Origin of the sequence: Streptomyces sp. NPDC006372 (genome assembly GCF_040612515.1) — a bacterium.
GTDB lineage: Bacteria > Actinomycetota > Actinomycetes > Streptomycetales > Streptomycetaceae > Streptomyces.
Window position 1 is genome coordinate 190,487 of sequence record NZ_JBEXQJ010000002.1, and the last position, 25,856, is coordinate 216,342.

The following is a 25,856-nucleotide window of genomic DNA, read 5'->3' on the forward strand; positions in this document are numbered from 1 at the left end:
CGCTGTGCCGCAGGCCCGCCCACCGGGATCCACTGCCGCCGATCCTGGTGGTGTGCGGGGCGATGAACACGGAGCCGGCCTATTTAAAAGGCTTGCTAGCTTCCGTGGACAACCGCGCCGTCGCCGTGAAGATCAAAGTCTGCGCGCAGGATCCCGTGTCGGTGGTCCGCCACACCGTTGCCGAACGCGACAAGGCTGGCGACCATTACCACCAGGCCTGGTGCGTACTGGACGTCGACGAGTTCGCGCACCTGGACGAGGCGCTGAGGCTGGCCGCGGACAAGGACATCGAGGTCGCCCTGTCCAACCCGTGCTTCGAGTTGTGGCTGCTGCTCCATTTCCGCGACCAACGCGCCGCGGTCACCGGCTACGCGCAGGCCAAGAGGCACCTCTCCGGCCACCACCCCGACTACAGCAAGGCGGCGCGCGAGTTCGACTTCGGCCGGTACCGCTCGGGGTGGCCGGCAGCGGTCGAGCGGGCCCGGAAACTCGCCAAGAAAGGCGAGGAGGCCAAGGTGAATCCGTCGAGCGCAATGTGGCGGCTGGTTCAGCAGATCGTGCCCCACGCGCCCGCGGGTTTGACCGGTCGCCGATTCACAGCTGAGCGCAGGGGACGACAGTGATTGATTACAAGGACTTCATGCACGGCGCCGCGCTGGTGGCGATCGCCGACTCGGAGAAGTTCACCGCGCTCAACCGCGCCAGTGTGAAGTACGGGCACTACGTGGTGAACCACGACCGCCACCTGTTCATCAAGTACAACGCCGGCGAGGGGCCGGGGGATTACTTCTTCACCTTCTCCGGCGAGGACAAGAGGAGGATCGACTCCGAACCGGCACTCCTGGTCTTCGCCATCCTGGTGTGCGGCAACGAAGTGGTCACGGGAATCACGCGGGACGAGTTGTCACATCTCATTCCCCTCACCACCTCCGCCTCCTCGACCGTCAAGGTCGCGGCTCACCAGGGCAGGCAGCTCAGGGTCTCCGGACCGAAGGGACAGTTGCCACGGATCTCCCGCGGATCCTTCCCGGCTCGCATCCTGGCCTAGGCAGAGATCAGGGGTGGAGAGGACATGACGCCGGCAGTGGGGCGGGGCGACATCAGTCGACGGGTTCCTTGAAGTCCAGCCATTGCTCCTTGGCCTCGGACAGGGATTGACGCGACGAAGCTTCGGTCGTTTCGACCGGCCCCAGTTCCTTGCCGTCGACTGTGTACAACCGCTCACCGGAGACGACGAAGTTGGCCTGGGGTGCGCTCCCTCTCGCCGACAGTCTCGGCGAGCTGGGTGACCGCGGCGCGCGGCGAGCCGGATGCCGCGCGGCGTTTCTGGACGCAGGCCGCGGCTCTGTACGAGGAACTCGGCGACGGGCTGGCCGATGTGCTGCGGAGGCGGGCGGAGGATGCCACGGCCTCGGAGATCGGGGAGGGAGACGGCGGCGGTGGCCGAGCCGGGTGAGGTCGTGGTCGAGTGCTGCGGAAAGGAGTCGGCCGCCGACTGGTTTCACCGGATCTGCGAGGTACACGACCGCGTCTTCTCGGCCGAGGCGTTGGGGTCATCGACGGTGGGCCCGTCCTCCGCCGCGACGGACTTGCTGATTCCGTCGAACAGGGAGTAGTTGAAGCGGAAGCCGAGGTTCGCCGTTCCCTTCTTACCGCCCTGTCAGTCTTCCCGCGGGCCCGGTATCGGTCGTAGTGGATGCGGGAGGCGGGATCGTGCAACGCGGCGAACGCCGACAGGAACATCGCGCCAGTTGCTGGTTGCCGCCTCGTGGCGCGTGGGCACGGTCGGATTCGACGGCCGCTCGGCCTTGCCCTGAGCGGCGGCCCGCCGACGACGCACACGTCGGGCACCGCTGTGCAGGGACTCGTGATCGTGGCATCATCGGCTCGCGCCACGTTGGCTTCTCGGGGGAAATCCATGGCGGATCAGGTCAGTTCACGTCGCTCGTCGTACTGGGCCACCGGCGCCCTCTGCGGCACCGTGGCCGCGCTGAGCGCGACCGGTGACATCATCTTCGACCTCTTCGACGGGTCGACCGCCGTCGCCGTGGGAGGTGGAACGGCGGTGCTGATCGGCGGCCTCGCCTGGTACCACGCGGCGCGCACCCGGCCCGAGGCGGTCGCACAGCCGGTCGCACGCGGTGTGGTGCGGCACGAACTGCCGTCCACCGCGCCCTGGGTGGGCCGCCGGACGCTGCTCGACGGCCTGCTCGCCACGCTCCGGGACGTTCCGGCGCCGACGGGCGGGGCCCTGCCCGTCGACCTCTCGCACAGCCAGTCGAAGATCATCGCCGTCCACGGGGCGCCCGGCACGGGAAAGACGACGCTCGCCCTCAACGCGGCGCACCGGGTGAAGGACGAATACCCCGACGGCCAGTTGCACCTCGCGCTGCGGGGTGACGGCGACGAGCCCATGACGAGCGCGGACGCCCTGAAGGAGCTCCTGCTGAGGCTCGATGTCGCGCGCGAGGACATCCCCGCCCGCGTCGCGGACCGGGCCGCGCGCCTGCGGTCGCTGACCAACGACCTCCGACTGTTGATCATGCTCGACAACGCGCACAGCGCCGAACAGGTGCGTCCCCTGCTGCCGGTGGGTGCGGGGTGCGCGGTGCTGATCACGAGCCGCAGGGCGCTGTCCGTCGGGGACGTGGCCCGTCCCCCCGTGCACGTGTCCCTCCCGAACGAGGACGACGCGCTGAGTGTCCTCGCGCACTGGGCCGGCGAGGACCGCATCGCCGCCGATCTCGCCGCCGCCCTCCGGATCACGCGGTTCTGCGGCCGGCTCCCCCTGGCCCTGCACATCGTCGGCTCGAAGCTCAGGAACCGGCCGGACCTGAGTCTGGCCCAGATGCAGGACCGCCTCGAGGACGAGCGGGAGCGCCTGCGGGAGCTCTCCCGTGCCGACAGCAGCCTGGAGGCCTGTCTGGGCTTCAGCCACCGGGAGCTGGCGGAGCCCACGCGGGCGGCCTTCGGTCTGATCGCCTCGTTACCGGCAGGGCGGCTCACCGACTGGCACTTCGCGTCCGTCCTGGAGACCCGGGGAGCGGCGGTCGCGGCCTGCGACGAGCTGGTCGAGGTCAGTCTGATGGAGGCCCAGAGCGACGGGGAAGCGGACCCCGGCTACCGCGTCCACGACCTGATCCGGGTCTACGCGGCCGAGCAGTACGACCGGCTGCCGCCGGACGACCGACAGCACCTGGAGGCCCGCCTGGTGCGGGCGTTCCGGGACGCCGTCGTCCACCTCGCCGCACAGCGTGCCCCGGAGCTCGCGACGGAGGTGTCCGCGGAGCAGGTCGACGGCCTGGACCGCTCGTCGGCCGCCGCCTGGGTTGCGGGCGAGCAGAAGCGGCTGGAGTGGGCCATCGGCCGGGGCCGGAGTCTCGGCATGGACGTGGAGGCGGCCGAGATCGGCGAGGCGCTGTCGTACTTCCTCAACGACGTCACCCTGCCGTCCGGTGCCGCGGACTGGCTGTTCAGCGCGCCGTCCGGGACCAGGCCGCGGGTGCGGCGCAGTCTGCGGCGGGCCCGCGCGACGATGGCGCTGGCCGAGGGCTCGCCGGACACGGCACTGGCGCTGCTGGTGCCCGGCGGCACGGAGGACGGGGAGACGCCGGACGCGGTGGACCGGGCCAGGGACGAGATGGTCGTCGCCGCCGCTCACGCGGCGAAGCACGACTTCCGGGACGCGCTGCGGCACATGACCGCGGCGGTGGACCGGTTACGGACGGCCGGTGACTCCTGGCACGTCCTGAACTCCCTCGAGAGGCTGGGCGAGTTCCAGAGGTGGCGGGGGAAGCCGGAACTCGCGGAGCGGAGCCAGCGGGAGGCGCTGCGGCTGGCCGAGCAGGCCGGTGACCTTCGGGCGTGTGCCCGGCTGCGGCGGACGCTCGCGGAAACCCTCGGCTACCTGCGCCGGCCGGAGGAGGCGGCACCGCTGCTGGAGGCGGCGATCCACGACTTCCGTGTGCTGAACGACCGCAGATGGGAGGGCGCCTCCCGCTACGCCCTCGGAAAGATCTTCCGTCTCCTCGGCCGCCGCGACGAAGCGCTCGACTGCTACCGGCGGGCGGAGGAGATCTTCGGGCCGATGGGCGAACGGCACTGGGTGGGGCGGGTCGCCAACGCCAGGATCCGCGTCCTGGCGGGCCTGGGCGACCTGGACGCGGCCGGCGAGACGGCCCAGACGGCGATCGGGATCTTCCGGCAGGTCGGCGACGAGATGTGGGTCGCCCACACCCAGCGGGACGTCGGCTGGCTGCGTCTGAAGGCAGGCAGGCCCGCGGAGGCCCTCGGACCGCTCACCCATGCCGTCGAGATGACCGAACGCGCCGGTGACGCCTACGCCAACGCCATGGCCCGTCATCTGCGCGGGGTCGCCCACCGCGACCTCGGCCACTACGCGGAGGCGCACGCCGACTTCGACGCCGCCCTCGATGTCTACCGGTCGGGGGACTACGCGTGGAACGAGGCGGCGGTGGTCCACGACGTCGTCCGTGCCCTGCGGGCGGAGGGCCGGTCCGACGAGGCCGCCGCCCTGGAGACCGGCACCGCCGCGGCCAACCCGTTCTTCACGGGGATGCACGGGCGGAACGGCGCCGAGGCCGTCCCGGACGAGGACTGAACTGACGGCCTTCCGCTGTCCGGCCGGGCGCCGCACGTCCGCGGTGCCCTCGGACGTTCCCGGGGCCGGCCGGTCCGGCCCGCGCAGCACGTCATGGCGGGCCGGGAGCCGTGCCCCGGGGCGTCGGGTCCGCCCGGTGCGGGGGGCTTCGGCGCCGTCCGTGGCCGGCCCCGCCGTCAGAACCACTTCGTGCAGGTCCAGGAACCGCCGGCGCCGTCGTACTGCTCGACACAGGCCCGGTAGGCGTGGCTGTTCCACACCATGGCGGTGTACGCCGGGTAGTCGGGCGAGGCGTGCTCCACGTACGGAGAACGGTTCTTGATCTCGAGCTTGAAGCGCCAGTTGCTGTTGGCCTTCTCGATACGGGCCCAGGCCGCGCTGCAGGACGGTGAGACTCGCAGCTCGACCGCCGGGCCGCCGCCGGCCGGCCGGATCCTGCTGCCCTTGAGCGTGTAGGCGTCGGCGCCGCAGCGCGTCGCCTGCGGGTTCTTGCCCGTGCAGCCGGAGCCTTTGCAGGTGGCGGCCTGCGCCGTCCCCATGGGCAGCAGCGCGGTCAGGGCCACGGCCGCCGTGACGATGCCCAGCGTCTTCTTGAGCATGGTGTCCTCCCCGGGAGTCGCCGACTCCCGTGTTCAGTGACGGTGTCGGCCAGAAGGTACATATCGACACCCCTGCCCGGCGCGCACGCCACAGCCGGTGGGTGACGCCGCGGCGGCCGTCCGCACTGCGGGCGCGCGGATGCATCGTTCCTGCGGCGCCGGAGTCCGCTGCCCCCTTTCGGGGCAACGGTGGTCACGCGAGGTTGACGAGGGCGACCAGGCGTCCGACCCACGAGGCCGTCTGCGGCGAGTCGGCCCAGGGCTCGGGAGGCCGCGAGGCCCACGGTCCTCGTGGTGGCTCCGCCGACCCGGGACCGACTCGGGGCCGGGTGTTCCGTCGTTCTGCGACGGACGGTCCCACAGCCGTTCCTCAACGGTCGGGGCTCGGATGTCCGTCCCCGTCGCCGTCAGGGCCCGACGGCCCCGGGCCCGGTGCCCCGTCACGCCCTGTGAATAGTTCACTGTGCACCGATCTGCCTGAGACCGGCGCGGCCGGGCTGGCAGGATGGGACGGCGGACCTTGGGGGGTTCGCCGGGAAATGAGGGCATCCGCGGTGACCGCGGGGCCGGCTAGCGGGATGTGAGGTGCGGCTGTGACCGTGACGGCTGAGGAGCAGCAGGGGGCGGGGGCCTCGCTGGACCGGGTACGGCTGCTGAAGGATCTCCAGGCGCAGGCGCGTGTGCTGGAAGACGATCTCCGGGCACGGACCGACAGCGAGCCCGAGTTCCGGGACGCGCTGCGCGGGGAGTACGAGAAGGCCGTCGCGGCGGAGCGTACGGCGGCCATGTACGAGACGTGGCGGGACGAGCGGGTCGTGCAGATCGCCGCGGCGTGGGTGCTGGCGTGTGTGTTCGTGCGGTTCAGCGAGGACAACGGGCTGATCCCGGACGCGTGGCTGTCCGGCCCCGGTGACCGGCTGGCGGAGGCGCAGGACCAGCACGACGACTTCTTCCGGCGGAACCCGTCGCTGAACGACCGGGACTGGCTGCTGGCGTCCTTCGAGGCGCTGGCCAAGTCGCACCGGACGGTGGCGGGGCTGTTCGATCCGGCGCACAACCCGTTGTTCGAGGTGCTTCCGTCGTACGAGGCCGCCACGGCGCTGCTCGCGTTCTGGCGGCAGCGCGGCGCGGACGGCGAGGTCGTGCACGACTTCACCGACCCCGAGCTGAACACCCGTTTCCTCGGTGATCTGTACCAGGACCTGTCGGAGCACGCGCGCAAGACGTACGCGCTGCTCCAGACGCCGGAGTTCGTGGAGGAGTTCATCCTCGACCTGACGCTGGAACCGGCGGTGGAGGAATTCGGCCTCACGCCGGCGTGGAAGCACCGGCCCGGTGGGTGGGACGGGGAGGTCTTTCCTGACGGTCCCGGTGGGGAGGAGGTCGTGCGGGGGCTGCGGTGCATCGACCCGGCGTGCGGGTCCGGGCACTTCCTGCTGGGGATGTTCGAGCGGCTGCTCGGGAAGTGGCGGGAGGCCGAGCCGGGCACGGAGGCGTGGGTGCTGGTGCGGCGGGCGTTGGAGTCCGTCCACGGGGCCGACAAGAACCCGTTCGCTGTGGCGATCGCGCGGTTCCGGTTGCTGGTGGCTGCGCTGAAGGCCTGTGGGGTGCGGGAGTTGAGTGCCGCTCCTGAGTTTCCTGTCCGGGTGGCTGTGGCGGACTCGTTGCTGCATGGGCGGGGTGCGGAGACGGTCACCGAGGCGCTGGACACGCTGTTCGCGGAGAACGAGCCGTTCTTTTACCGGACGGAGGATGTGGAGGGGTTCGCCCGGGAGGTGGATCTGCTCGGGCGGGGGTCGTACCACGTGGTGGTGGGGAATCCGCCGTACATCACCGTGAAGGACGCGAACGAGAACAAGAATTACAAGGCCGCATATGACGCCTGCTATCGGCAGTATGCGTTGTCGGTGCCGTTTGCTCAGCGGATCTTTGAGTTGGCGGTGCGGGCGGGGGGTGAGCATCGGGATGGGGGGTTCACTGGGCAGATCACCGCTAATTCTTTTATGAAGCGAGAGTTTGGGAAGAAGCTGATTGAGGAGTTCTTTCCGAGGGTTCAGCTGACGCACGTTATTGATACGTCCGGGGCTTACATTCCGGGGCATGGGACGCCTACGGTGATTCTGGCGGGACGGAATCATCTAGCTCGCCAGAACGAATCAGTGCGGGCAGTCCTGGGCGTGCGAGGAGAGCCGAGCCAGCCGGAACATCCGGAGAATGGGCTAGTGTGGCGGTCCATCGTTACTCAGGTGGGAGTTCCCGGGAGTGAGTCGGCGTGGACTTCAGTCGAAGACACCAGCCAAGCGCGTTTTAGGGATCATCCTTGGTCGGTAACAGGCGGCGGCGCCGAAGCCGTACAAACACGCATCGAAACGGCATGCTCCTCACGGCTTAAGGATGTAACCGACGCGATCGGATTTGGGGCAGTCACACGGGCAGACGATGTCTACTTGCTGGGAGAAGGAGCCCTCCGCCGGGCGGGCGTACCCGGCGAACTGACGTCTCCTATGGCAGATGGCGAGACCACTCGCGAGTGGACGATCACACAGGCAGAACATGCTTTGTGGCCCTACGACGCGACCCAGGAGCTAGTACCCAAAAGCACTCCAGAGGTCAACCGACTCTTGTGGCCGAATCGCGTGATTTTGCGAGAGCGCGTCGCCTACGGCAAAACGCAAGGTGAGCGCGGGCTGACATGGTACGAGTACTCGATGTTCTTCAGTGGGCGATATGGCGGCCAAACGCTTTCATTCGCCTGCGTAGCTACGCACAACCACTTCGTCCTGGATCACGGACCGCACGTATTCAACAGGCACTCACCCGTGGTCAAGTTGCCAGAGGGGGCGAATGAGGAGCGGCATCTGGAGTTGTTGGGGGTACTGAACTCCTCCGCCGCATGCTTTTGGCTCAAGCAGGTGAGCCAGGGCAAGGGTGGCAGCGGCCTCGGCCGTGGTCTGCAAGACGAGGAATGGGAGGAGCGGTACGAGTTCACCGGCACCAAGCTCCAAGAGCTCCCGCTTCCCCAGCAGCTCCCCCTCGCCCTCGGTCGAGAGCTGGACGCGCTCGCACAGCAGCTGGCCAAGCATGAGCCCTCCACCCTCACACGCGACGCCGTTCCTGCCCGTGAAGCGCTCGACGAGGCCCACCGAGCCCAGGAGCTGATCCGGGCGCGGATGATCGTCCTCCAGGAAGAGCTGGACTGGACCGTCTACGGGACCTACGGCCTGCTCACCGCTGAGGAGATCGCGCGAACCACCCTCACTGACCTGACTGATGCCGACGTGCCCGAGCTGGCCCTCGGACAGCGTGCGTTCGAAATTGTGCTCGCACGGAGTGGCACCGAGACAGCCTGGTTCGAGCGGCACGGGTCCACCCCCGTTACCGAGGTCCCCGCCGGCTGGCCCGAGGCATACCGGAAGGTAGTGCAGGCGCGGATCGATCTCATTGAGGCCAACAAGGACATCCGGATCATCGAGCGGCCCGAGTACAAGCGTCGCTGGTCCATCGAGCCCTGGGAGAAGCGTGAGGCCGCTGCAGTCCGCAACTGGCTGCTCGATGCTGCCGAGCGGGAGGAGTTGTGGTTCGAGGAGCGGGACGGGTTTACCGTGCCTCGGCCGCTTACTGTCAACCAGCTTGCCGACGAGCTGCGGCACGACCAGGACGTACATGACGTTGCCGCTCTGTACGCCGCCGATCACCTCCGTAAGCGGGACGCCTCCCTCGCCACCGTGCTCGCCGCCGTCATCGAGGCCGAGCACGTGCCCTACCTCGCCGCCCTCCGCTACAAGGACTCCGGGCTGCGCAAGCGGGCGCAGTGGGAGCAGGTCTGGGAGCAGCAGCGGGAGGAGGACCGGACCGGGAAGCGGCTCGATATCAAGGTGCCGCCGAAATACACCAGTGCGGACTTCCTCAAGAACTCCTACTGGTCGAACCGCGGCAAGCTCGACGTGCCCAAGGAGCGGTTCATCTCCTACCCCGGTGCCTCCCCCGAGGCCGACGGCTCCCTGCTGCTCGGCTGGGCCGGCTGGAACCACCGCGACCAGGCCGACGCCCTCGTCGGGCTGATCCGCAGCCGCGTCGAGACCGGCGGCTGGACCAAGGACGACCCCCGCTTCGTACCCCTCCTCGCCGGTCTGCGCGAAGTGCTGCCCTGGGTGCACCAGTGGTACGGCGAGTACGACGAGGAGTGGGAGGGCAACCCCGCCGAGGAGTTCCAGGCCGCCCTAGAGTCCGGCCGTACGGAACGCCAGCTCTCCGAGTCCGACCTCGTCAACTGGCGTGCCGAGAAGAAGACGCGGGGACGGACGAAGAAGAGCGAGTGAGCAGAGCAGTCCCCTTCGGGCATGAGTGAGGGGCGGTGGGAGCGCAAATGGTTCCCCACCGCCCCTCGTTCGTTTCAGTCGCTCGCGGCCATCCGCACGAACGCCGTCCATTGGGCAGTGGGAACACTGAGGGGCGCCATGTCCGGTCGCTTGGAATCCCGGATCATCACGGCCGTACCGGCATCGGCGATCTCAACACAGTCACCGCCGCTTCCAGAGCTGTAGCTGCTCTTGAACCAGCTCAGCTTGTCAGCGGCAGGCTCGGGGCTGCTTGCCTTCATTGCTCTCCCAACAGCTTCGTGATGAAGGCCAGCGACTCCCGGGGAGTGAGCGCCTGCGCTCGGAGAACGCCGTACGTTGCTTCCAAGGGACTGACCTTCTTGGGCGCGGTGTACAGGATGCTCGCCTCCTGCACCTCCATGTAGCCCATCCTGCTCTGGTCTTTGAGGTGGATCAACGTGAAAGCCCCGCCCAAGCCTGCATGTTCGTCGCGGTCCGTCGGCATGACCTGCATCTCGACGTTACGCTCGTGCCCGTAGAGCAGCAGTTGTTCCAGTTGGCCGCGCAGTACCGGGCGGCCACCGACAGGGCGGCGCAGGGCCTGTTCTTCGATCACGAAGCTGAGGAGAGGTGCTGGCCGCCGAGCGAAGAGCTTCTGCCTCTCCAACCGCGCAGCCACTCGCTGCTCGATGACTTCCGCGTCCAGCAATGGCCGCCACATGGTGAAGACGGCGCGCGCGTACTCCTCTGTCTGCAACAGCCCCTTGACCACGTGATTGTCGTACGCGTGCAGCTCAACCGCCTCGGCCTCCATCTCCGCATAACGCCGGAAGAACCCCGGATACCGAGCCTTCGCCACCTCCCCCTTCATAGCCACCAGCACCCCCCGTCCGCCCACCTCCCGATCCACCGCGTCCACCAGCTCCGGCCGGGGAATCCGCCGCCCCTGCTCCACCGCCGCGATCTGCGCCTCGCCGTACCCGACCCGCTCGCCCAACTGCGCCTGTGTCAGCCCCGCGGCCTCCCGCAGCAGCTTCATCTGCCGTCCGAAGCACCGCAGGAACTCCCCGTTGGAATCGGCGCCCGCCCCGCTCTCCACGCCCGCACCCGAGTCCGCACCCGACTCCATCGCACCCGCCCCCTCAGCACATCCGTCCACCCGTGACCCGTGCTGGCACCGTAGGACGCCCCCGCGTCAACCACGCCGAGAGCGGCGCACGTTACGTCGCACGAGTGAACGCCTGCGCGGATGCCGATGCGGCAAGGCCGACAGCACCGCACGAACAAGCCGAGTGACCCGGCTTCAGCTCGCCGAACAGGACTGCGGCCGCACCGGTTTCCACTCCCTGCCGTCCGGGTCCCACCGCCACAGGGTGACCTCCGCATCACCCGTCACCCAGGCCTCCCAGGCCTTCCGGGATCCGTCCCAGGAAATCCCGACCCGTTGGCTCCCGAATTGCTCGAACGTCACGCCCAAGAGCACCTGCACGGCTTCCGCCGTCTCGACCGGATCGCGCGGCAGCCTGATCCTGATGTTCGTGTCGCTCACCTGCAGCACATAGTCGAAGTTCCGAGCGCCCACCAGCGAAGCGGTTTCCTCCCGTCTCCTGCGGAGCAGGTCGACCACCTTCTTCGGCGCCTGCGCCGACAGGAAATCGGCGACCTTGCCTCCCAGGGCTCCCGTGACCGCTTGCAGGAACGGCACGAGCGCGAGAGTCACCGTCACGGAGACGATGTCGATGCTTCCCCCGCCCGCCCCCGTCCCTTCGCCGACGCTGTCCGCGCTGTGTCTGAAGGAGTGGTCGATTCTCGCCGAAACCAGCTCTGGGTTGACGACAGCAATGCGATCCCAGTCGGACCCCGCTATGTACACCCTGGTAGTCATGCCCCGAAGCCTCATCAGCGCGTTGACAACGAGCAAGGGCGTACAGAAGCGCGTCGGCGCACGAGCACGGGCCCGGCGGATGAGACATCAGGGCGGACAGACCGACGAAGGCGAGAGCCGACACCCCCTCGAACGACGTTTCACTCAACGCGTCCATTCGCACACGCAGTGTGCGGTAGCGTCGCCTCGACATCACGTCTTCGCCGCGCTTAGCCGAGCGCAAGAAGACGGCCCCCGCGACGGTAGCCGCCGTCCGCGAGGGCCTGAACCACCAGTGGAAGTAAGGGCTCCCACCGTGATTTACCGGCACCATATCGCGCCCCCGCGCGCCTTCACGCAGTTCTCCCACGACCTCATCCGGCACCCCCGGCTGTCCTCCGACGCCGTACGGCTGCTGACCTGGCAGCTCTCCCTCCCGGAGGGAGCGCGCGAGTCGTTGTCGCGCACCGCCGAGCGTGCCCGCATCGGGGCGTGCTCCTTCACGCGGGCCAAGCGGCAGCTCAAGGAGGAAGGGTTTGTGCACGAGCGGCGGGTCCAGGGGCCCGGCGGGCATTGGGTGACCCAACAGCTCGTCTCCAACGTGCCGTTGAGCGACGCCGAGGCCGCCAAGATCCTCGCCCGGATGCCCGTCCACACGCCCTCCGCCACCGTGCCTCCGCAGGTCACTCCGAGTCCCCGCATTCCGGCGGCGGGTGCTCCGACCCCTCGGCCCACCGACGGTCATCCAAGAAGAGACCCCGGGGAAAACACCTCCCACCGTCCCGCCGAGCCGGAGCCAGAGCCGAAGCCGGAACCGGAAGCGGAACCGCAGACGGACGCCGCTCCGCACGCAGCCGACGTCCCCGAAGCCGCCCGCGCTCTCGTCGCCGCCCTGCCCCGCCTCTCCCCCGACCTGCGCCGCATCCCCCGGGGCATGTACGACGAACTGGCCCGGCTCGTCTCCCGCTGGCTCGCGGCCGGTCACACCCCCACCGACATGCGCACGCACATCCTGCGTGGCCTCCCCGACAACGGCACCCCCGTCCACCGCCCCGGCGGCCTCCTGCGCTATCTGCTCCGGGACGTGCCACCCTCACCCACCCCAAGCGGCACCGCTCCGGCCACCGCCCGGCAGTCCAGTCGCCTCGCCGCCCTCCGCGAATGCGAGGGCGACCACGTCCAGGCGACCCTCTTCCGACCCACGGGCGACGAGAACCTCTGCCGCCGTTGCCTCGACTCGCCACCACCCCATGCCGGGCCGCTGGACAGCGGCGCGGTGGCGCACCAGCTGAAGGAACAGGTCTGAGCAGAGCGGGAATGTCGCCGCAGCAGAGGCCCGTCTGAACTCCTGGCGGGCCTCGCACCGGCTCGCCTCAGGGAGCAGGGTGATCTCCGTACACGTACCAGCAGCTCCGAACAGTCACCAAGAGGCACGAAGTGACCGCCTACCGCCATGACGGGTCCCCGGCACGCCCAGCCCACGCTGCCGAACCCTTGGTTGTCAGGCAGGACGGATGCATATCTCTCGCCATTTCTCCTGTCCGATTCCCTCTCGTCCGGGTGAAAGCGCCGGGGCTGAGCGTCACCATGGACTCGGGCACTGCGTACCGTGGCGTGATCGGAACGTGTGCAGGGGGAAGGAGGCGTGACATGAGCGTGGAGCTCGAAGTGAAGCTGAGAGGCCCCCACCCCGGCATGGACGCGCAGGAGTCACTCCGCACCGTGCAGAGCGTGCTGTCACTGCTGCGCGAGCTGGAGAACACCGAGACGGAGCGGTCGAGCCGCCACCACACCCGGTGGTCCTTCAGCGAGCTGGGTCTGGGCAGCGTGACGTGTGTCCTCGAACCCCTGCGGATCGGCGAGCACTCCGATTACCGGGTCGTGGAGCGGGTGCTGCGCACAGCCGTGTCAGGGCTGGTGGAAGCCGAGGCGGCGGAACGGATTCCGACCGGCTGGACCACCCGTGCGGCATCGATGGGGCAGCAGATCGCCCGCTCTCTCGGAGCCTCACCCGATACCGGTATGTTCATCGCGGTACGTGCTGACGGAGTCGCGCTGCGGACGGCTGAGGTCACCCAGCGGACAGCGCTTCATCTTCGGGCCGCCACCCGTGCGAGGCTGCGCACGTTCGGTTCACGACGGGGACGCCTCAGCGGGCTTGTGGAGGAGAGGCGTCACCGCCCCCGGGCCGTGCTGCGAACCGAGGTCGGGGGCGAAGTGGTTCCCGTGTACTTCGACGACGATCTGGACACCGATCTGCGGCGGGCATGGCGACGCGACCGGGTGGAGATCACGGGGGAGATCACCGAGAACGCCCACGGGCAGGTGGTGCGGATGCGGGCGCGAGAGATCGAACTCCTTCCGACGGAGCCGCAACTCTCGGACGACGAGCTGCGGGCCGGCTTCTGGCCGGACATGACCGACGGCCAGGACTCGGTGGACTACATGGAGGTAGGGCGGCCCGGGACTCTTCTCCGCCTCGGACACCGATTGAGCTCGCCTTGCGAGCGCTCAGCCGAGGACGCCGAAGAGGCATGGCTCAACCGGCTGGCCGACGAAGCGGAGTCCGAAGGCACTGAGGGGTCGGTTTCCCTCGAAGAGATGGCCGTTCTGCTCCGCAGCCGGCAGCACTGACGCGCACGGCCCCTACGGCCTGCCCGGAGGTCGCCCCCGACAGGCCCGACACTGTCGCCCGCCGCCCCGACAGACAACCGCCGTGGGGGCGTCGTACCTGGTGAGCAGGGGTGCGGGCGCGGGATCTTCAGGGCATGACCACTTCCCCCCGCACGGAGCGGCGGTCCGCGCTGCCGCTCCCGCTCGCCGATCAGACGGTGTTCTCGTTCCGCTTCACCGCCTCGCCCCGCGGCGCCCGGCTCGCCCGCAGGCTCGCGTCCTGCCAGATGGACGCCTGGGGCTGGCGGTACGGCACCCCGGTGCACGACTCCGTCGAGCTGATCGTGGCGGAACTGGCCGCCAACGCGGTGACCCACGGCCGGGTCCCCGGCCGGGACGCCGAGCTGCGGCTCAGCAGGGAGGACGGCGGGCACGTACGCATCGAGGTGAGCGACGCGCGGGGCGAGAGGCTGCCCGAGACGCGGGACGCCGGAAGCGGGGAGGACGGCGGGCGGGGCCTCCTCCTCGTCGCCGCCCTGGCCAAGGAGTGGGGGACGGCCCAGCGTCCCGGCGCCCCCGGCAAGACGGTGTGGGCTGTGGTGCCCACCGTGCCGGTCCATGAGTGAGCCGGGACGGCCCTCGGACCGTCAGTAGTGGTACCGGGCCTTGATGATCACGACTTCCTTCTCGGTGGCCCGGTACACCAGGCGGTGCTCGTCGTCGATCCGGCGTGACCAGTAGCCCGACAGGTCGCCCTTCAACGGCTCCGGTTTGCCGATACCCGTGAAGGGGTCCCGCTGGATCTCGGCGATCAGGCGGACGAGCTTGCGGAAGAGCTTCCTGTCGGCGGCCTGCCAGTAGAGCAGGTCCTCCCAGCCGGTGGGACGGAACCGTACGTCCCTCACTCGCCGTCCTCGGCCAGGGCCTCAAGCTCCGCCATGCTCCTGGTGATCACCGGGGTGTCGGCGGCCTTGTCCGCGGCGACGGCCGCCATGAGATGGGCGGCATTGGCGGGCGAGCGCAGCAGGTAGACGGTCTCCTGCCAGGAACGGAAGTCGTCGGCCGACATCAGTATGGCGTTGCCACCCCTGGAGGTGATCTCCACCGGTTCATGGTCGTCGTTGACCTGCTGGATCAGCGGGAAAAGCCGGGCCCGGGCCTCGCTGGCAGTGATGGACATGCTCCTCCTCCAGGAACTGGTACGGAAAAGCCGTACCAGTCGGATGGTACAGGGATCCGGTACGAGTCGCCGGCCTCACGCTTCCCCGACCGGGATTCCCGCCCCGGCTGGCAGGATAAGGAGAGCTGTAAGGGGGCCCTGGTTTCACCGTGCGGGCCCGGAACGAGGCCCGGCCGCGGGGGTGGCCGGGCGTGTGCTGTGGGGAGTGGAAGCGGCTGATGGCCAGGGGCGCGGGCGAGACGGTCGTACTGAGGGACGTACTCGACATCAAGGAGGACGTCTACGCCGGCGACTTCAAGGTCGAGCTGTCCCAGGGGTTCAGCGGGCGGGCCGCGGGGCGGGTCGAGGAGTACGTGGTCACGCCGCAGCTCCAGGAGCAGTTCGGCAAGGCGCTGAAGCTGATCCGCGGCGCCGTCCGCAAGAACGCCTCGTACGCCGCCTACCTGCACGGATCGTTCGGCGCCGGTAAGTCCCACTTCCTGACCGTGCTGCACGCCGTGCTCAACGGCGAGCCCGCCGCGCGTGCCAAGCCGCGGCTTCGGGAGGTCATCGCCGAGCACGACGAGTGGCTGCGCGGGCGGCGGTTCCTCATGGTGCCGTACCACCTGGTGGGCGCGGCCAACCTGGACGAGGCGCTGCTCGGCGGGTACGTGCGGGCCGTGCGGGAACAGCACCCGGACGCGCCGACGCCGACCGTGTTCCGCTCCGACGCCATGCTGGCCGACGCCCGGCGGATGCGGGAGCAGCTCGGCGACGACGCCTTCGTGCGGCTGCTGCCCGCCGACAGCGGTGCCGGCGGGGCGGACGAGGACGACGACGAGCTCCAGGTCATCGGCGCGGGCGGCGCCTGGACCGCGGCCGAGCTGGATGAGGCGTTCACCGCGCCCGCCGGTGACGCGCGCCGGGAGCGACTGGAGTCCGCCCTGCTCACCGGGCCGATGCGGTCGTACGCGGAGAGCGCGCGGGGTGACGCCGCGAAGTACGTGCCGCTGGAGAACGGGCTGGCCGCGATCAGCCGGCACGCCCGCTCGCTGGAGTACGACGGCGTGGTGCTGTTCCTCGACGAGCTGGTGCTGTGGCTCCAGGCGCACATGCGGGACCGGACCTTCGTCAACAGCGAGATCCAGAAGCTGGTGAAACTGATCGAGTCCGGCGACGCGGACCGGCCGGTGCCGATCGTCTCGTTCATCTCCCGTCAGCGCGACCTGTCCCAGCTCGTCGGCTCCGACGTGCTCGGCGCCGACGTCAAGGCGATGGAACAGGCCCTCGAATACCTCAACGAGCGGTTCGACACGGTCGACCTGGAGGACCGCAACCTGCCGGAGATCATCAAGGAACGGGTGCTGAAGCCGCTGCCCGGCAAGGACGCGGTCCTGGAGGCCGAGTTCGCGAAGATCGACCGGACCGGGCAGCAGGTCAAGGACATCCTGCTCGACGGAAGCGGCGCCACCCAGGCCGACTGGACGGACTTCCGGGCCGTGTACCCGCTCTCCCCGGCCCTGCTGAACGTGCTGGTCGCGCTGTCGGGCGCGCTCCAGCGGGAGCGGACCGGTCTGAAGCTGGTGCAGCAGTTGCTGGAGCGGAACGCCGACGCCGCCGTCGGCCGGCTCATCCCGCTGGGCGACCTGTGGGACGTCCTCGTGGACGGCACCGGGGCCGCCTTCACCGACAAGCTGAAGCGCGAGTCGGAGGCGGCGGTGAAGTTCGCCGCGAAGGCACGCGCCCACCTGCTGGAGAAGTACGGCTCGGACACGCACGCCGACTTCCAGGCCGACGAGCGGTTCGTGAAGACGATGCTGCTCGGCGCGCTCGCCCCTGACGTGCCCGCGCTGCGGCGGCTGACCGGGGCGCGGCTGGCCGCCCTCAACCACGGCTCGGTGCGCTCGCGCACCGTGCCCGCCGGGGACGTCGTCGTGCGGCGGATGCGGGACCTCCAGGCCGCGTTCCCGTCCGAGATCCGCTCCGACGGCGAGGCCGACCCGGTGTTCTCGCTGCACCTGTCCGACCTCGACATCGAGCCGCTGCTCGACGCCGTCGCCGAGGAGGACAAGGCGGGCGCGCGGCGGGTGTGGCTGCGGGACCGGCTGTGGGAGGCGATCGGCGTCCGCGACGGGCAGTTCGTCGCCGAGAAGGAGATCGTCTGGCGGGGTACCCGGCGCATCGTGGAGTTCGTCTTCGGCAACGTGCGCGACCGGGCCGACCTGCCCGACGAGCAGTTCGTCCCGGCGACCGCGGGGAACGTGCGGTTCGTCGTCGACTACCCCTTCGACGACGGCGACCACTACCCCAGCGACGACTACCATCGCGTCGAGGAGCTGCGGAAGTCCGGCGTCACCGCGCCGACGCTGGTGTGGCTCACCGACTTCTTCTCCGACCAGCGCCGCGCCCAGCTCGGCCGGCTGATGCGCATCACCTTCCTGCTGGAGCGGGACCGGCTCGCCGACTACACCGGCACTTTCCCGCCCGACGACCGGGCCAAGGTGCGGCGGCAGCTGGAGGTGGCCCGCGACACCCTCACCGACCAGCTGACCGGTGCGCTCGCCGAGGTCTACGGGCTGGCGCGGCCGACCGACGCCAACCCCGGGCCCGAGGTGCCGGACGGGCGCCACGTGCTGTCGCTCCAGCCGGAGTTCGCGCACCCCAGGGAGGAGGGCGGCAAGGGCTTCGAGGCCAACGCGCTGCACCTCGCCGACGGCATGTTCTCCGCGCTGTACCCCAAGCACCCCGACTTCGGGACCGACCGCACCGGGCAGCGCAAGGCGGTCACCCCGGCCGAACTGCGGACCACGCTGGAGTGGATCACCCGCGCGATGGACGAGGGCGGACGGGCCAACAACGTCGACAGCCACCACCTGAAGACCGTCAAACGGATCGTGGAACCGCTGGAACTCGGCACCGTGCACGACGGGCCGCTGGTGATGCGCAGCGACTGGCGCGCCCGCGTCAACCAGGTCGCGGCCGGGCACCGGCAGCGCGGCGACCTCGACGTCGAGGACATCCGGACCTGGATCACCAAGGACCTCGGCTACGCCGGACTCGACAAGCTCACCGGCAACCTCCTCATCGCCGCCTACGCACTGCTCGACGACCGTGCCTGGGTGCTGCGGGGCGGCCCGGAGCGGGAGGCGCCCGCGCTCCAGGAGATCGGGCCCGGCTGGTCGCTGCGGGCACAGCCGCTGCCGAGCGACGAGGAGTACGCGGCGGCCCGGGAGCGGGCCGCCCGGTTGTTCGGGGTGTCCGCCAAGCCCGCGCTGTACGCGCGCAACGTCAACCGGCTCGCCGAGGACCTGCGCGCCCGTGCCGAGGTGTGGGAGCGGGACGTCGCCGGGGTGCGGTCCTCGCTGGAGCGGCACGCCGCGCTGCTCGGACTCGACGACCCCGGTGAGGCCGCTCCCCGTACCGCGATCCTGCGCGAGGCGGCCGGGCTGCTGGCCCGGCTCTCCCGGCACGGCGGTGACGCCACCGCGCTGGTGCGCGAGCTGGCCGGCTTCTCCCCGGCCGCCGGGGAGCGGGACCTCAACACCGCCATGGGCAGCGCGGGCGAGGTGCTGGCGGCGCTGGACGGCACGGACTGGCCCGCGCTACGGAACGTGCACGGGCTGACCGGCCGTGAGGACGGCGTCGGCGACCGCGCCCGGCGGCTGTTCACCGAGATCGCGCAGGCCGCGCGGTCCTCCGAGTTCGAACGGTCCCTGGTGCAGGTGCTCCCGGGGGTCCGGGAGCAGGCCAACGCCATCATCAACGCGGCGCTGAAGGTGGAGAGCGTCGTCACCGACCGGCCCTCGCAACCCGCGGCCCAGGACGTGCGCGTCAGCGAGCCGGAGGTGGCCACCTCTCACCCCGTCGTACCGCCGCAGCCGAAGGCGGGCCCGGACACTCCGTCCGGCTCGTCCACGGACACGGACACGGACACGGCCGGAGACGGTACGCCGCCGCGCCGCTCCGGACGCCGGCTGATCCCGGCCGGGGGCGACGCGACGGCGCTGGAGCAGCGGCTCGCGGTGCAGCTGGCGGCTGTGCAGGAGGAGATCCGCGCCTTCCGGGCCGCGCACCCGGACGCCGACGTCGAGATCGTGTGGCGGCCGGCCGAGAAGTCGGGCGCGGACCGGGAGGCGGGAAACTCCGGGGCGGCCCATGCCCCGGGGACGGCCGAGGACCCCAGGGCGGCCTACGGCACCCGCACGGCTGAGCACACGCAGCAGGCCGACGGCACCCGGGCGCCCGGAGACTCCGGGGAGGAGCGCTGATGCCCACGCGGCCCGCCGCCGGGCGGCGTGCCATCGAAGTGCTGCTGGAGGCGGAGCTGCCGCGCGCCGAGGGGCGGCGACTGGTGCTGGTCGACGCCGTCTGGGCGGACGGCAACGAGGAGCGGGACTTCACCGTCCAGATCGACGGCACCGCGCGCCGCGTGCACGTCACCGACCAGGACTCGCCGCTCGGCATCACCGAGGCCTGGCAGCGGCACCTCGCCGACACCGGTCCCGACGGGGAGGGCGTCCTCGTGGTCACCGGCAAGGTGCCCGCCGACCAGCTCGGCTGGGACCTGCGCGGCCACGCGGTGCGCCGCCGCCCGCTGGCCGTGGACCGGGCCGGTATCGTCACCCAGCTCTTCGGCGCGGAGAACCTCGACACCCGGATGGTCCGGGAGGAGTGGCTGCTGGACGCCCTCCTCGACGCCGAGCCGTCCGGCGGCTGGCCGCGCGTCGGTGGCGTCCTCACCCGCGACCGGGCCCTGCGGGCCCTTCTGGCCGCCCGGACCGGCCTCGGGGACACCGGCGCCGACTCCCTCGACCTGGACGCCGACACCCTCTTCGACTGGAGCCGCGGCCCGGCCGGACCCCGCCGGTTCGCCGAACTGGCCGAACCGGAACGTGCCGGGCTCACCGAGTGGCTGGCTCAGGTGACGGGGCCCGCCGCGCCCACCCTGCTCGCCCTGGCAGCCGACGGCCGCGGAGCCGACGCGCTGCCGCTCGGCGCGCTCGCCGCGGCGGCCCTCGGCTGCCCGGCCGCGGCCGACGCGGGTTTCGCCCTCGGCACCCTCTTCGGCAGCGCGCTCGGCTCGCTCGACGCGCTCACGCCCTTCGCCGCCGCCGCCACCGGTGTGCTCACCCGGTGGATCGCCCAGGCGGAGGCTGGCGGCCCCGCCGGGGCGGACGCCCGCGCCCGCGTCGTCGCCGTACTGGAGCGGGCCGACCAGCTCGCCGGCACCGCACGGCTGACTCCGCTCCTCACCGAGGACCGGCTCCTGCCCTCCGGGTACCGGACCCGGCTGCGCGCCCTCGCCGCCACCCTCGACGGACGTCCGGGGGCCGCGCAGAACGCGCTGCGCCGGCTCGCCGACCACCAGCTCGCCACGCTGTACGGCGAGTCCACCGAACGCGCGCGGACCGCCGTACGCCTGGTGCGGTGGCTCGACGCCCCGGAACCCGCCGTCTCCTCGGTGGGGCAGGCCGTACGGGAGCACCTGCGGTCCACCGGCCGGGTCGACCTGGCCACCGGCATCCTGGCGGAAGGCGACGCCTCCCGGGACGGGGTGCTCGGGGAGGCGTACCACCGGCTCATCAGCCGGGTACGAGAACGGCGGCGGCAACTCGACGAACAGTTCGCGCAGATCCTGGCCACCTGGACCGAGGCCGCCTCCCAGCAGGCGCCGAACGGGGCCCTGCTGATCGAGGACGTGCTCGCGGAGGTCGCCGCGCCCCTCGCCCGAGACGGCGGACGGCCCCTGGTCCTCGTCCTCGACGGGATGAGCGCCGACGTGGCCGTGAACCTCGCGGCGGGGCTGGACCCGCGCGCCTGGACGGAGATCTGCCCGGCCAGGGACGCCGGACGCCGGCCCGGCCGGCCGGCCGCCGTAGCCATGCTGCCCACCGTGACGCGCGTCAGCCGCGCATCCCTGCTCTGCGGCACCGCCTCCGACGGCGGGCAGGACGTGGAACGCGCCGGTTTCACCGCCTTCTGGAAGAAGCGCAGGCGCAGCGCCGTGCTCTTCCACAAGGGCGGGTACGAGGGGACGGCCGGTCACCGGCTCGCGCCCGCGCTCCTGGAGGAGCTCGCCCACGAGGAGCGGATCGTCGGGGTGGTCGTGAACACCATCGACGACGCCCTCGCCGACGGACGGGAGAACGGACGGGCCCGATGGCGCACCGCGGACGTCGCCAAACTGACCGACCTCCTCGACGCGGCCCGCGGCAGCGGACGGCCCGTCCTGCTCGTCTCCGACCACGGACACGTGCTGGACCGCGGGCCCCGGGACGCGGGCCCCACCCCCGCCGACGGCGTGCAAGGAGCCCGCTGGCGCACCGGGGACGCCGGGCCCGGCGAGGTCCACCTGGCCGGGCCCCGAGTGCGGGCGGCCGACGGGCGGATCACGGCGGCGTGGCGCGACGACCTGCGCTACACCGCCCGCCAGGCCGGTTACCACGGCGGCGCGTCCCTGGCCGAGGTCACCGTGCCCGTGCTCGCCTTCGTCCCGTCCGACAGCCCTATCCCCACCGGGTGGACGGCACTTCCGGCCGAGGACACGGTGCCCGACTGGTGGCGGGGCGGCACGGAACCGGTCGCCGAGTCCGCATCCGAACCGAGGGCGCAGGGGCGCGGACGCAAACAGACCGCCCCTCAGGAGGAGAGCCTCTTCCCGCAACCCGGCCAGGGCACCCTCGGCGAAGAGACGGTGCGCAGCGCGGCGTACCGGTCGCAGCGCGAGTTCGTGCGACTGCCGCCCTCCGACACCGCCGTGGCCGCCGCCCTCGACGCGCTGGTGGCCGCCGGCGGCAAGCTCTCCCCGGCCGCCGTCGCGGCAGCGGCACAGACCGCGACGGGCAAGTCGCAGCGCAACCCCGAGCGGTTCGTCACCGTGCTGGAGCGGCTTCTGAACATCGACGGCTACCCCGTACTCCAACTGCTGGAGTCGGGCCGCACCGTCCACCTGGACAGGGAGTTGCTGCGGCAGCAGTTCACCGGAGGCACCACTTCATGAGCAGCATGCAGGCGGACACGCCCGACGGGCGGCCCGGCGTCAGCGCCGCACGCGCCCGAGACGTCGTCGACGCGCTGCGTCGCGGCACCGTGCCGCACCAAGGGCTCGGGCTGTTCGCCGTCGGGCTCGACCGCTTCGCCGAGGCCCTCGACGACGACCTGGCCACCGTCGCCCGCGGCGGCTCCGCCTTCCACGCACTGCGCGGGGAGTACGGGTCCGGCAAGACGTTCTTCGCCCGCTGGCTCGCCGAGCGGGCCAAACGCCGCGGCCTGGCCGTCAGCGAGGTGCAGATCTCCGAGACGGAGACACCCCTGCATCGCCTGGAGACCGTCTACCGGCGGCTCACCGAGCGCCTCACCACCGCCACCCACCCGCCGTCCGCGCTGCGCGCCGTCGTCGACTCGTGGTTCTACGCGCTGGAGGAGGAGGTCCTCGACGCCGGGGCGGCCGAGGAGAACGACGAGACCGGGCTCGGCCGCGCCGTGGACGAGCTGCTGGAGCGCAGACTCGCCGACGTCGCCCGTACGACCCCCGCCTTCTCCGCCGCGCTGCGCGGCTACCGCGACGCCGTGGCGGCCGGGGACGGGGCACGTGCCGAGGCTCTGATCGCGTGGCTCGGCGGGCAGAAGTCCGTCGCGGCCGCGGCCAAGCGCGCGGCCGGGGTGCGCGGCGACCTGGACCACTTCGGTGCCCTCGGCTTCCTCCAGGGACTGCTGACCGTGCTGCGGGACTGCGGTCACCCCGGACTTCTGCTCGTGCTCGACGAGGTGGAGACCCTGCAGCGCGTGCGCGGCGATGTACGGGAGAAGTCGCTCAACGCGCTGCGCCAGTTCCTCGACGAGATCGACGCGGGCCGGTTCCCCGGACTCTTCCTCGTCATCACCGGCACCCCCGCCTTCTACGACGGGCAGCAGGGCGTACAGCGTCTCGCACCGCTCGCGCAGCGGCTGGCGACCGACTTCACCACCGACCCGCGCTTCGACTCCCCACGCGCCGTACAGCTCCGGCTGACCGGCTTCGATCTCGCGTCCCTCGGCGAACTGGGCCGCAAGGTGCGGGAGGTGTACACGGTGACGGCCAGACATCCCGAGCGCGTCGCCTCGCGCGCGGACGACGCCTACCTCGGCGAGCTGGCACGGGCGGTGACCGGTTCGCTGGGCGGCAAGGCGGGCATCGCGCCCCGGCTCTATCTGCGCAAGCTGGTGGCCGATGTCCTCGACCGGCTCGACGCCTTCGACGAATTCGACCCACGGCGGCATTACACGCTCACGGTCAACAGCGCGGAACTCGACGAGGTGGAGCGCAACGCGGCCGCGCGTGCGGGCGACGTGGAGCTGGAGCTGCCGTGAGCGGCGACGCCCTGGACCTGCTCGACCCGATCCTCACCCATCACATCGTCAACTCCCTCGGCTGGCGCTCGCTGCGGCCGTTGCAGCAGGAGTCGATCGAACCGGTGCTCGCCGGGCAGGACGCCGTCCTGCTGGCACCGACCGCCGGCGGGAAGACCGAAGCCGCCGTGTTCCCCCTGCTCACCCGCGCGCAACGGCAAGGCTGGAAGGGCACCGGCATCCTGTACGTCACACCGCTGAAGGCCCTTCTCAACAACCTGCACCCGCGTATCGAGACCTACAGCGGATGGGTGGGGCGCACCGCCGAGCTGTGGCACGGCGACATCGCCTCCACCCGGCGCCGCCGCATCCTGGCGAACCGCCCCGACGTACTGCTCACCACGCCCGAATCACTGGAGGCGATGCTGGTGAGCACCCACGTGGACCACCGGGTCTTCTTCTCCGGGCTGCACAGCGTGGTCGTCGACGAGGTGCACGCGTTCGCCGGTGACGACCGTGGGTGGCACCTGCTCGCCGTGCTGGAACGCCTCCAGCACGTCCTCGGGCGGCCGGTACAGCGCATCGGCCTGTCGGCCACCGTGGGCAATCCGCGTGAGCTGCTGGACTGGTTGCAGGGGTCGGGCCTGGGACGGAGGCCGGGACGGGTCGTCGCTCCGGGAGTGACCCTGCCGGACACCGGCGTCCGGGTCGCGCCCTCGCCTCCGCCCCCGGGCGACGTGGAGCTGGACTACGTCGGCTCCGTCCCCAATGCCGCCACCGTCATCTCAGCTCTGCACAGAGGTGAGAAGCGCCTCGTCTTCTGCGAGAGCCGGCGCACCGTCGAGGAGTTGGGCGAGCAGCTCCGGCTGCGCGGCGTGACCACCTTCCTCTCGCACGCCTCCCTCTCCACCGACGAACGGCGCCGTGCGGAGGAGGCGTTCGCCGAGGCCCGGGACTGCGTCATCGTCTCCACCAGCACCCTCGAACTCGGCATCGACGTCGGCGACCTGGACCGGGTGATCCAGCTCGACGCCCCGGCGACGGTCGCCTCGTTCCTGCAACGCCTCGGCCGCACCGGACGCCGCCCCGGCACCCGGCGCAACTGCCTCTTCCTCGCCCTGGACGACGAGGGCTTCCTGGCCTCCGCCGCCCTGCTGCTGGCCTGGTCGCGCGGCTGGGTGGAGCCGGTGACACCGCCTCCCGAACCGCGCCACCTCGTGGCCCAGCAGCTGCTCGCCCTGTGCCTACAGGAGCACCGGATCGGGGAAAACCTGTGGCGGGAATGGTGGGGTGGCCTCGGTGTGTTCGGCACCGCCGCCGAACCCGTCGTACGGCACCTGGTGGAACAGGGCTATCTGGAGCGCGATTCGGGCACCCTGTTCATCGGGCCGGAGGCCGAACGCCGTTTCGGCCAGCGGCACTTCATGAACCTGACGGCCTCGTTCACCGCGCCGCCCGAGTTCACCGTGCTCAGCGGACGGACCGAGATCGGCCGCACCGACCCGGACCTGCTCACTGAGGAGACCGACGGCCCGCGCAAGCTGCTGCTGGCGGGCCGCAGCTGGCTGGTGACGTACATCGACTGGCGGCGCAGGCGCTGCTTCGTGGAACCGGTGGACGAGGGCGGACGCGCCAGATGGAGCGGCTTCGGGGCGCAGCGCGTCCGGTCCTTCACCCTGGCCCGTGCCGCACATGACGTGCTGCTCGGCGGGGACCCGCCCGTGTCCCTGACCCGCAGGGCGCAGGCGAGGCTCGCGGCGGCCCGGGAGAAGTACCTGGACGTGGTGCACCCGGCCGGCACGGTCATCACCCGCCGGGGCGACGGCGACGTGCGCTGGTGGACCTGGGCCGGACACCGGGCGAACGCGACCCTGGCCGCGTCACTTCCCTCGGTCGCCCTGCGTCACCGGCTCCTCGACGACCGCTTCATCCGGCTGCGCGACGACGTCACGCCGCAGTCGTGGCGGACGGCGGTGGCGGACGCCGCCACGGGCCTGACACTGCCGGACGTGGACCGGCACGCCGTGCGAGGCCTGAAGTTCGCGGAGGCACTGCCCGTGCGGCTCGCGGAGGCCACGCTCGCCGCGCGGCTGGGGGACGCTGAAGGAGCACGAGGGGTGTTGGCGGAGCCGGTCCGGTTCCACTTGCGTCCGGACGGCTGACGAGGCCGGAACGGCTGACGAGGCCGGGACGGCTGACGAGGCCGGGACGGCTGACGAGGCCGCCGTAGTGCCTGCCCGCGGATTCGCCTCCTGACGCCCGTCAGCCGTCGACCTGCGCGTTGCGCCGAACGGGCTTTGAACGGCGAGGGCCCGGCACCCCGTTTCCGGGGTGCCGGGCCCTCGCTCAGGCT

Annotated in this window: 17 protein-coding genes and 1 pseudogene; 12 read left to right on the forward strand and 6 right to left on the reverse strand. The window is 71.0% G+C overall.

The window, feature by feature from the left end:
• Nucleotides 1-50: 50 nt before the first annotated feature.
• The 4 genes from ABZ016_RS05285 (at nt 51) to ABZ016_RS05300 (ending at nt 4,621) form a co-directional block, all read left to right on the forward strand.
• Nucleotides 51-623, forward strand: a complete 573-nt coding sequence (locus ABZ016_RS05285; RefSeq protein ID WP_356915500.1) for an RloB family protein — start codon at nt 51-53, stop codon at nt 621-623.
• Nucleotides 620-1,048, forward strand: a complete 429-nt coding sequence (locus ABZ016_RS05290) for a hypothetical protein (RefSeq protein ID WP_356915207.1) — start codon at nt 620-622, stop codon at nt 1,046-1,048. The genes ABZ016_RS05285 and ABZ016_RS05290 overlap by 4 nt, the downstream gene beginning before the upstream one ends.
• A gap of 237 nt (nt 1,049-1,285) precedes the next feature.
• The gene (locus ABZ016_RS05295) at nt 1,286-1,456 is read left to right on the forward strand and encodes a hypothetical protein (RefSeq protein ID WP_356915514.1); all 171 of its coding nucleotides are present in this window, start codon (nt 1,286-1,288) and stop codon (nt 1,454-1,456) included.
• 462 nt (nt 1,457-1,918) lie between these two features.
• On the forward strand, nt 1,919-4,621 hold the full coding sequence (locus ABZ016_RS05300; RefSeq protein ID WP_356915208.1) for a tetratricopeptide repeat protein: 2,703 nt from the start codon (nt 1,919-1,921) through the stop codon (nt 4,619-4,621).
• A 176-nt stretch (nt 4,622-4,797) separates the two neighbouring features.
• Here ABZ016_RS05300 and ABZ016_RS05305 read toward each other — a convergent pair whose 3' ends face one another.
• Entirely contained in the window at nt 4,798-5,220 is a 423-nt protein-coding gene (locus tag ABZ016_RS05305; RefSeq protein WP_356915209.1) for a DUF2690 domain-containing protein, read from the reverse strand.
• Between the two features lie 593 nt (nt 5,221-5,813).
• Here ABZ016_RS05305 and pglX point away from each other — a divergent pair.
• A complete protein-coding gene (gene pglX / locus ABZ016_RS05310; protein WP_356915210.1) occupies nt 5,814-9,539 on the forward strand; it encodes a BREX-2 system adenine-specific DNA-methyltransferase PglX in 3,726 nt (1,241 codons plus the stop codon).
• Nucleotides 9,540-9,613: 74 nt separating this feature from the next.
• On the opposite strand, the gene ABZ016_RS05315 is transcribed toward pglX, so the two are convergent.
• From ABZ016_RS05315 to ABZ016_RS05325, 3 genes are all read right to left on the reverse strand, one after another.
• The gene (locus tag ABZ016_RS05315) at nt 9,614-9,820 is read right to left on the reverse strand and encodes a DUF397 domain-containing protein (protein ID WP_356915211.1); all 207 of its coding nucleotides are present in this window, start codon (nt 9,818-9,820) and stop codon (nt 9,614-9,616) included.
• Nucleotides 9,817-10,668, reverse strand: coding sequence for a helix-turn-helix transcriptional regulator (locus ABZ016_RS05320; RefSeq protein WP_356915212.1), 852 nt, complete (start codon nt 10,666-10,668; stop codon nt 9,817-9,819). The genes ABZ016_RS05315 and ABZ016_RS05320 overlap by 4 nt, the downstream gene beginning before the upstream one ends.
• 174 nt (nt 10,669-10,842) lie before the next feature.
• Nucleotides 10,843-11,424 (reverse strand): hypothetical protein, encoded by a 582-nt coding sequence (locus ABZ016_RS05325; RefSeq protein ID WP_356915213.1) that lies wholly within the window; start codon nt 11,422-11,424, stop codon nt 10,843-10,845.
• 295 nt (nt 11,425-11,719) lie between these two features.
• On the opposite strand from ABZ016_RS05325, the gene ABZ016_RS05330 reads away from it, so the two are divergent.
• The 3 genes and pseudogenes from ABZ016_RS05330 (at nt 11,720) to ABZ016_RS05340 (ending at nt 14,642) form a co-directional block, all read left to right on the forward strand.
• On the forward strand, nt 11,720-12,709 hold the full coding sequence (locus ABZ016_RS05330; RefSeq protein ID WP_356915214.1) for a hypothetical protein: 990 nt from the start codon (nt 11,720-11,722) through the stop codon (nt 12,707-12,709).
• A 1,208-nt stretch (nt 12,710-13,917) separates the two neighbouring features.
• Nucleotides 13,918-14,037 (forward strand): annotated as a pseudogene (locus ABZ016_RS05335) (prevent-host-death family protein); the annotation flags it as partial.
• Between the two features lie 134 nt (nt 14,038-14,171).
• Entirely contained in the window at nt 14,172-14,642 is a 471-nt protein-coding gene (locus ABZ016_RS05340; RefSeq protein WP_356915215.1) for an ATP-binding protein, read from the forward strand.
• A 21-nt stretch (nt 14,643-14,663) separates the two neighbouring features.
• Here ABZ016_RS05340 and ABZ016_RS05345 read toward each other — a convergent pair whose 3' ends face one another.
• Nucleotides 14,664-14,921 (reverse strand): Txe/YoeB family addiction module toxin, encoded by a 258-nt coding sequence (locus ABZ016_RS05345; protein ID WP_221756440.1) that lies wholly within the window; start codon nt 14,919-14,921, stop codon nt 14,664-14,666.
• On the reverse strand, nt 14,918-15,196 hold the full coding sequence (locus tag ABZ016_RS05350; RefSeq protein WP_037939490.1) for a type II toxin-antitoxin system Phd/YefM family antitoxin: 279 nt from the start codon (nt 15,194-15,196) through the stop codon (nt 14,918-14,920). The genes ABZ016_RS05345 and ABZ016_RS05350 overlap by 4 nt, the downstream gene beginning before the upstream one ends.
• Before the next feature lie 218 nt (nt 15,197-15,414).
• On the opposite strand from ABZ016_RS05350, the gene ABZ016_RS05355 reads away from it, so the two are divergent.
• The 4 genes from ABZ016_RS05355 to ABZ016_RS05370 are packed head-to-tail and all read left to right on the forward strand — an operon-like array spanning nt 15,415 to nt 25,665.
• On the forward strand, nt 15,415-19,443 hold the full coding sequence (locus ABZ016_RS05355; RefSeq protein WP_356915216.1) for a hypothetical protein: 4,029 nt from the start codon (nt 15,415-15,417) through the stop codon (nt 19,441-19,443).
• Nucleotides 19,443-22,175: a BREX-2 system phosphatase PglZ gene (gene pglZ, locus ABZ016_RS05360; protein WP_356915217.1), complete on the forward strand. Its 2,733-nt coding sequence runs from the start codon at nt 19,443-19,445 to the stop codon at nt 22,173-22,175. Before ABZ016_RS05355 ends, pglZ begins: the two co-directional genes overlap by 1 nt.
• Nucleotides 22,172-23,524 carry a BREX system ATP-binding protein BrxD gene (gene brxD / locus ABZ016_RS05365; RefSeq protein WP_356915218.1) on the forward strand — a complete coding sequence of 451 codons (1,353 nt, stop codon included), beginning with the start codon at nt 22,172-22,174 and terminating at the stop codon, nt 23,522-23,524. The genes pglZ and brxD overlap by 4 nt, the downstream gene beginning before the upstream one ends.
• Nucleotides 23,521-25,665, forward strand: a complete 2,145-nt coding sequence (locus tag ABZ016_RS05370) for a DEAD/DEAH box helicase (protein ID WP_356915219.1) — start codon at nt 23,521-23,523, stop codon at nt 25,663-25,665. The genes brxD and ABZ016_RS05370 overlap by 4 nt, the downstream gene beginning before the upstream one ends.
• Nucleotides 25,666-25,856: the final 191 nt, after the last annotated feature.

Excerpts from the sequence above, each read along its gene's own strand:
- brxD (WP_356915218.1), top strand. The coding sequence starts at position 22,172 with ATGAGCAGCATGCAGGCGGACACGCCCGACGGGCGGCCCGGCGTCAGC.
- ABZ016_RS05325 (WP_356915213.1), bottom strand. The coding sequence starts at position 11,424 with ATGACTACCAGGGTGTACATAGCGGGGTCCGACTGGGATCGCATTGCT.
- ABZ016_RS05315 (WP_356915211.1), bottom strand. The coding sequence starts at position 9,820 with ATGAAGGCAAGCAGCCCCGAGCCTGCCGCTGACAAGCTGAGCTGGTTC.
- ABZ016_RS05300 (WP_356915208.1), top strand. The coding sequence starts at position 1,919 with ATGGCGGATCAGGTCAGTTCACGTCGCTCGTCGTACTGGGCCACCGGC.
- ABZ016_RS05350 (WP_037939490.1), bottom strand. The coding sequence starts at position 15,196 with ATGTCCATCACTGCCAGCGAGGCCCGGGCCCGGCTTTTCCCGCTGATC.
- pglZ (WP_356915217.1), top strand. The coding sequence starts at position 19,443 with ATGCCCACGCGGCCCGCCGCCGGGCGGCGTGCCATCGAAGTGCTGCTG.
- ABZ016_RS05305 (WP_356915209.1), bottom strand. The coding sequence starts at position 5,220 with ATGCTCAAGAAGACGCTGGGCATCGTCACGGCGGCCGTGGCCCTGACC.
- ABZ016_RS05320 (WP_356915212.1), bottom strand. The coding sequence starts at position 10,668 with ATGGAGTCGGGTGCGGACTCGGGTGCGGGCGTGGAGAGCGGGGCGGGC.
- ABZ016_RS05340 (WP_356915215.1), top strand. The coding sequence starts at position 14,172 with ATGACCACTTCCCCCCGCACGGAGCGGCGGTCCGCGCTGCCGCTCCCG.
- ABZ016_RS05355 (WP_356915216.1), top strand. The coding sequence starts at position 15,415 with ATGGCCAGGGGCGCGGGCGAGACGGTCGTACTGAGGGACGTACTCGAC.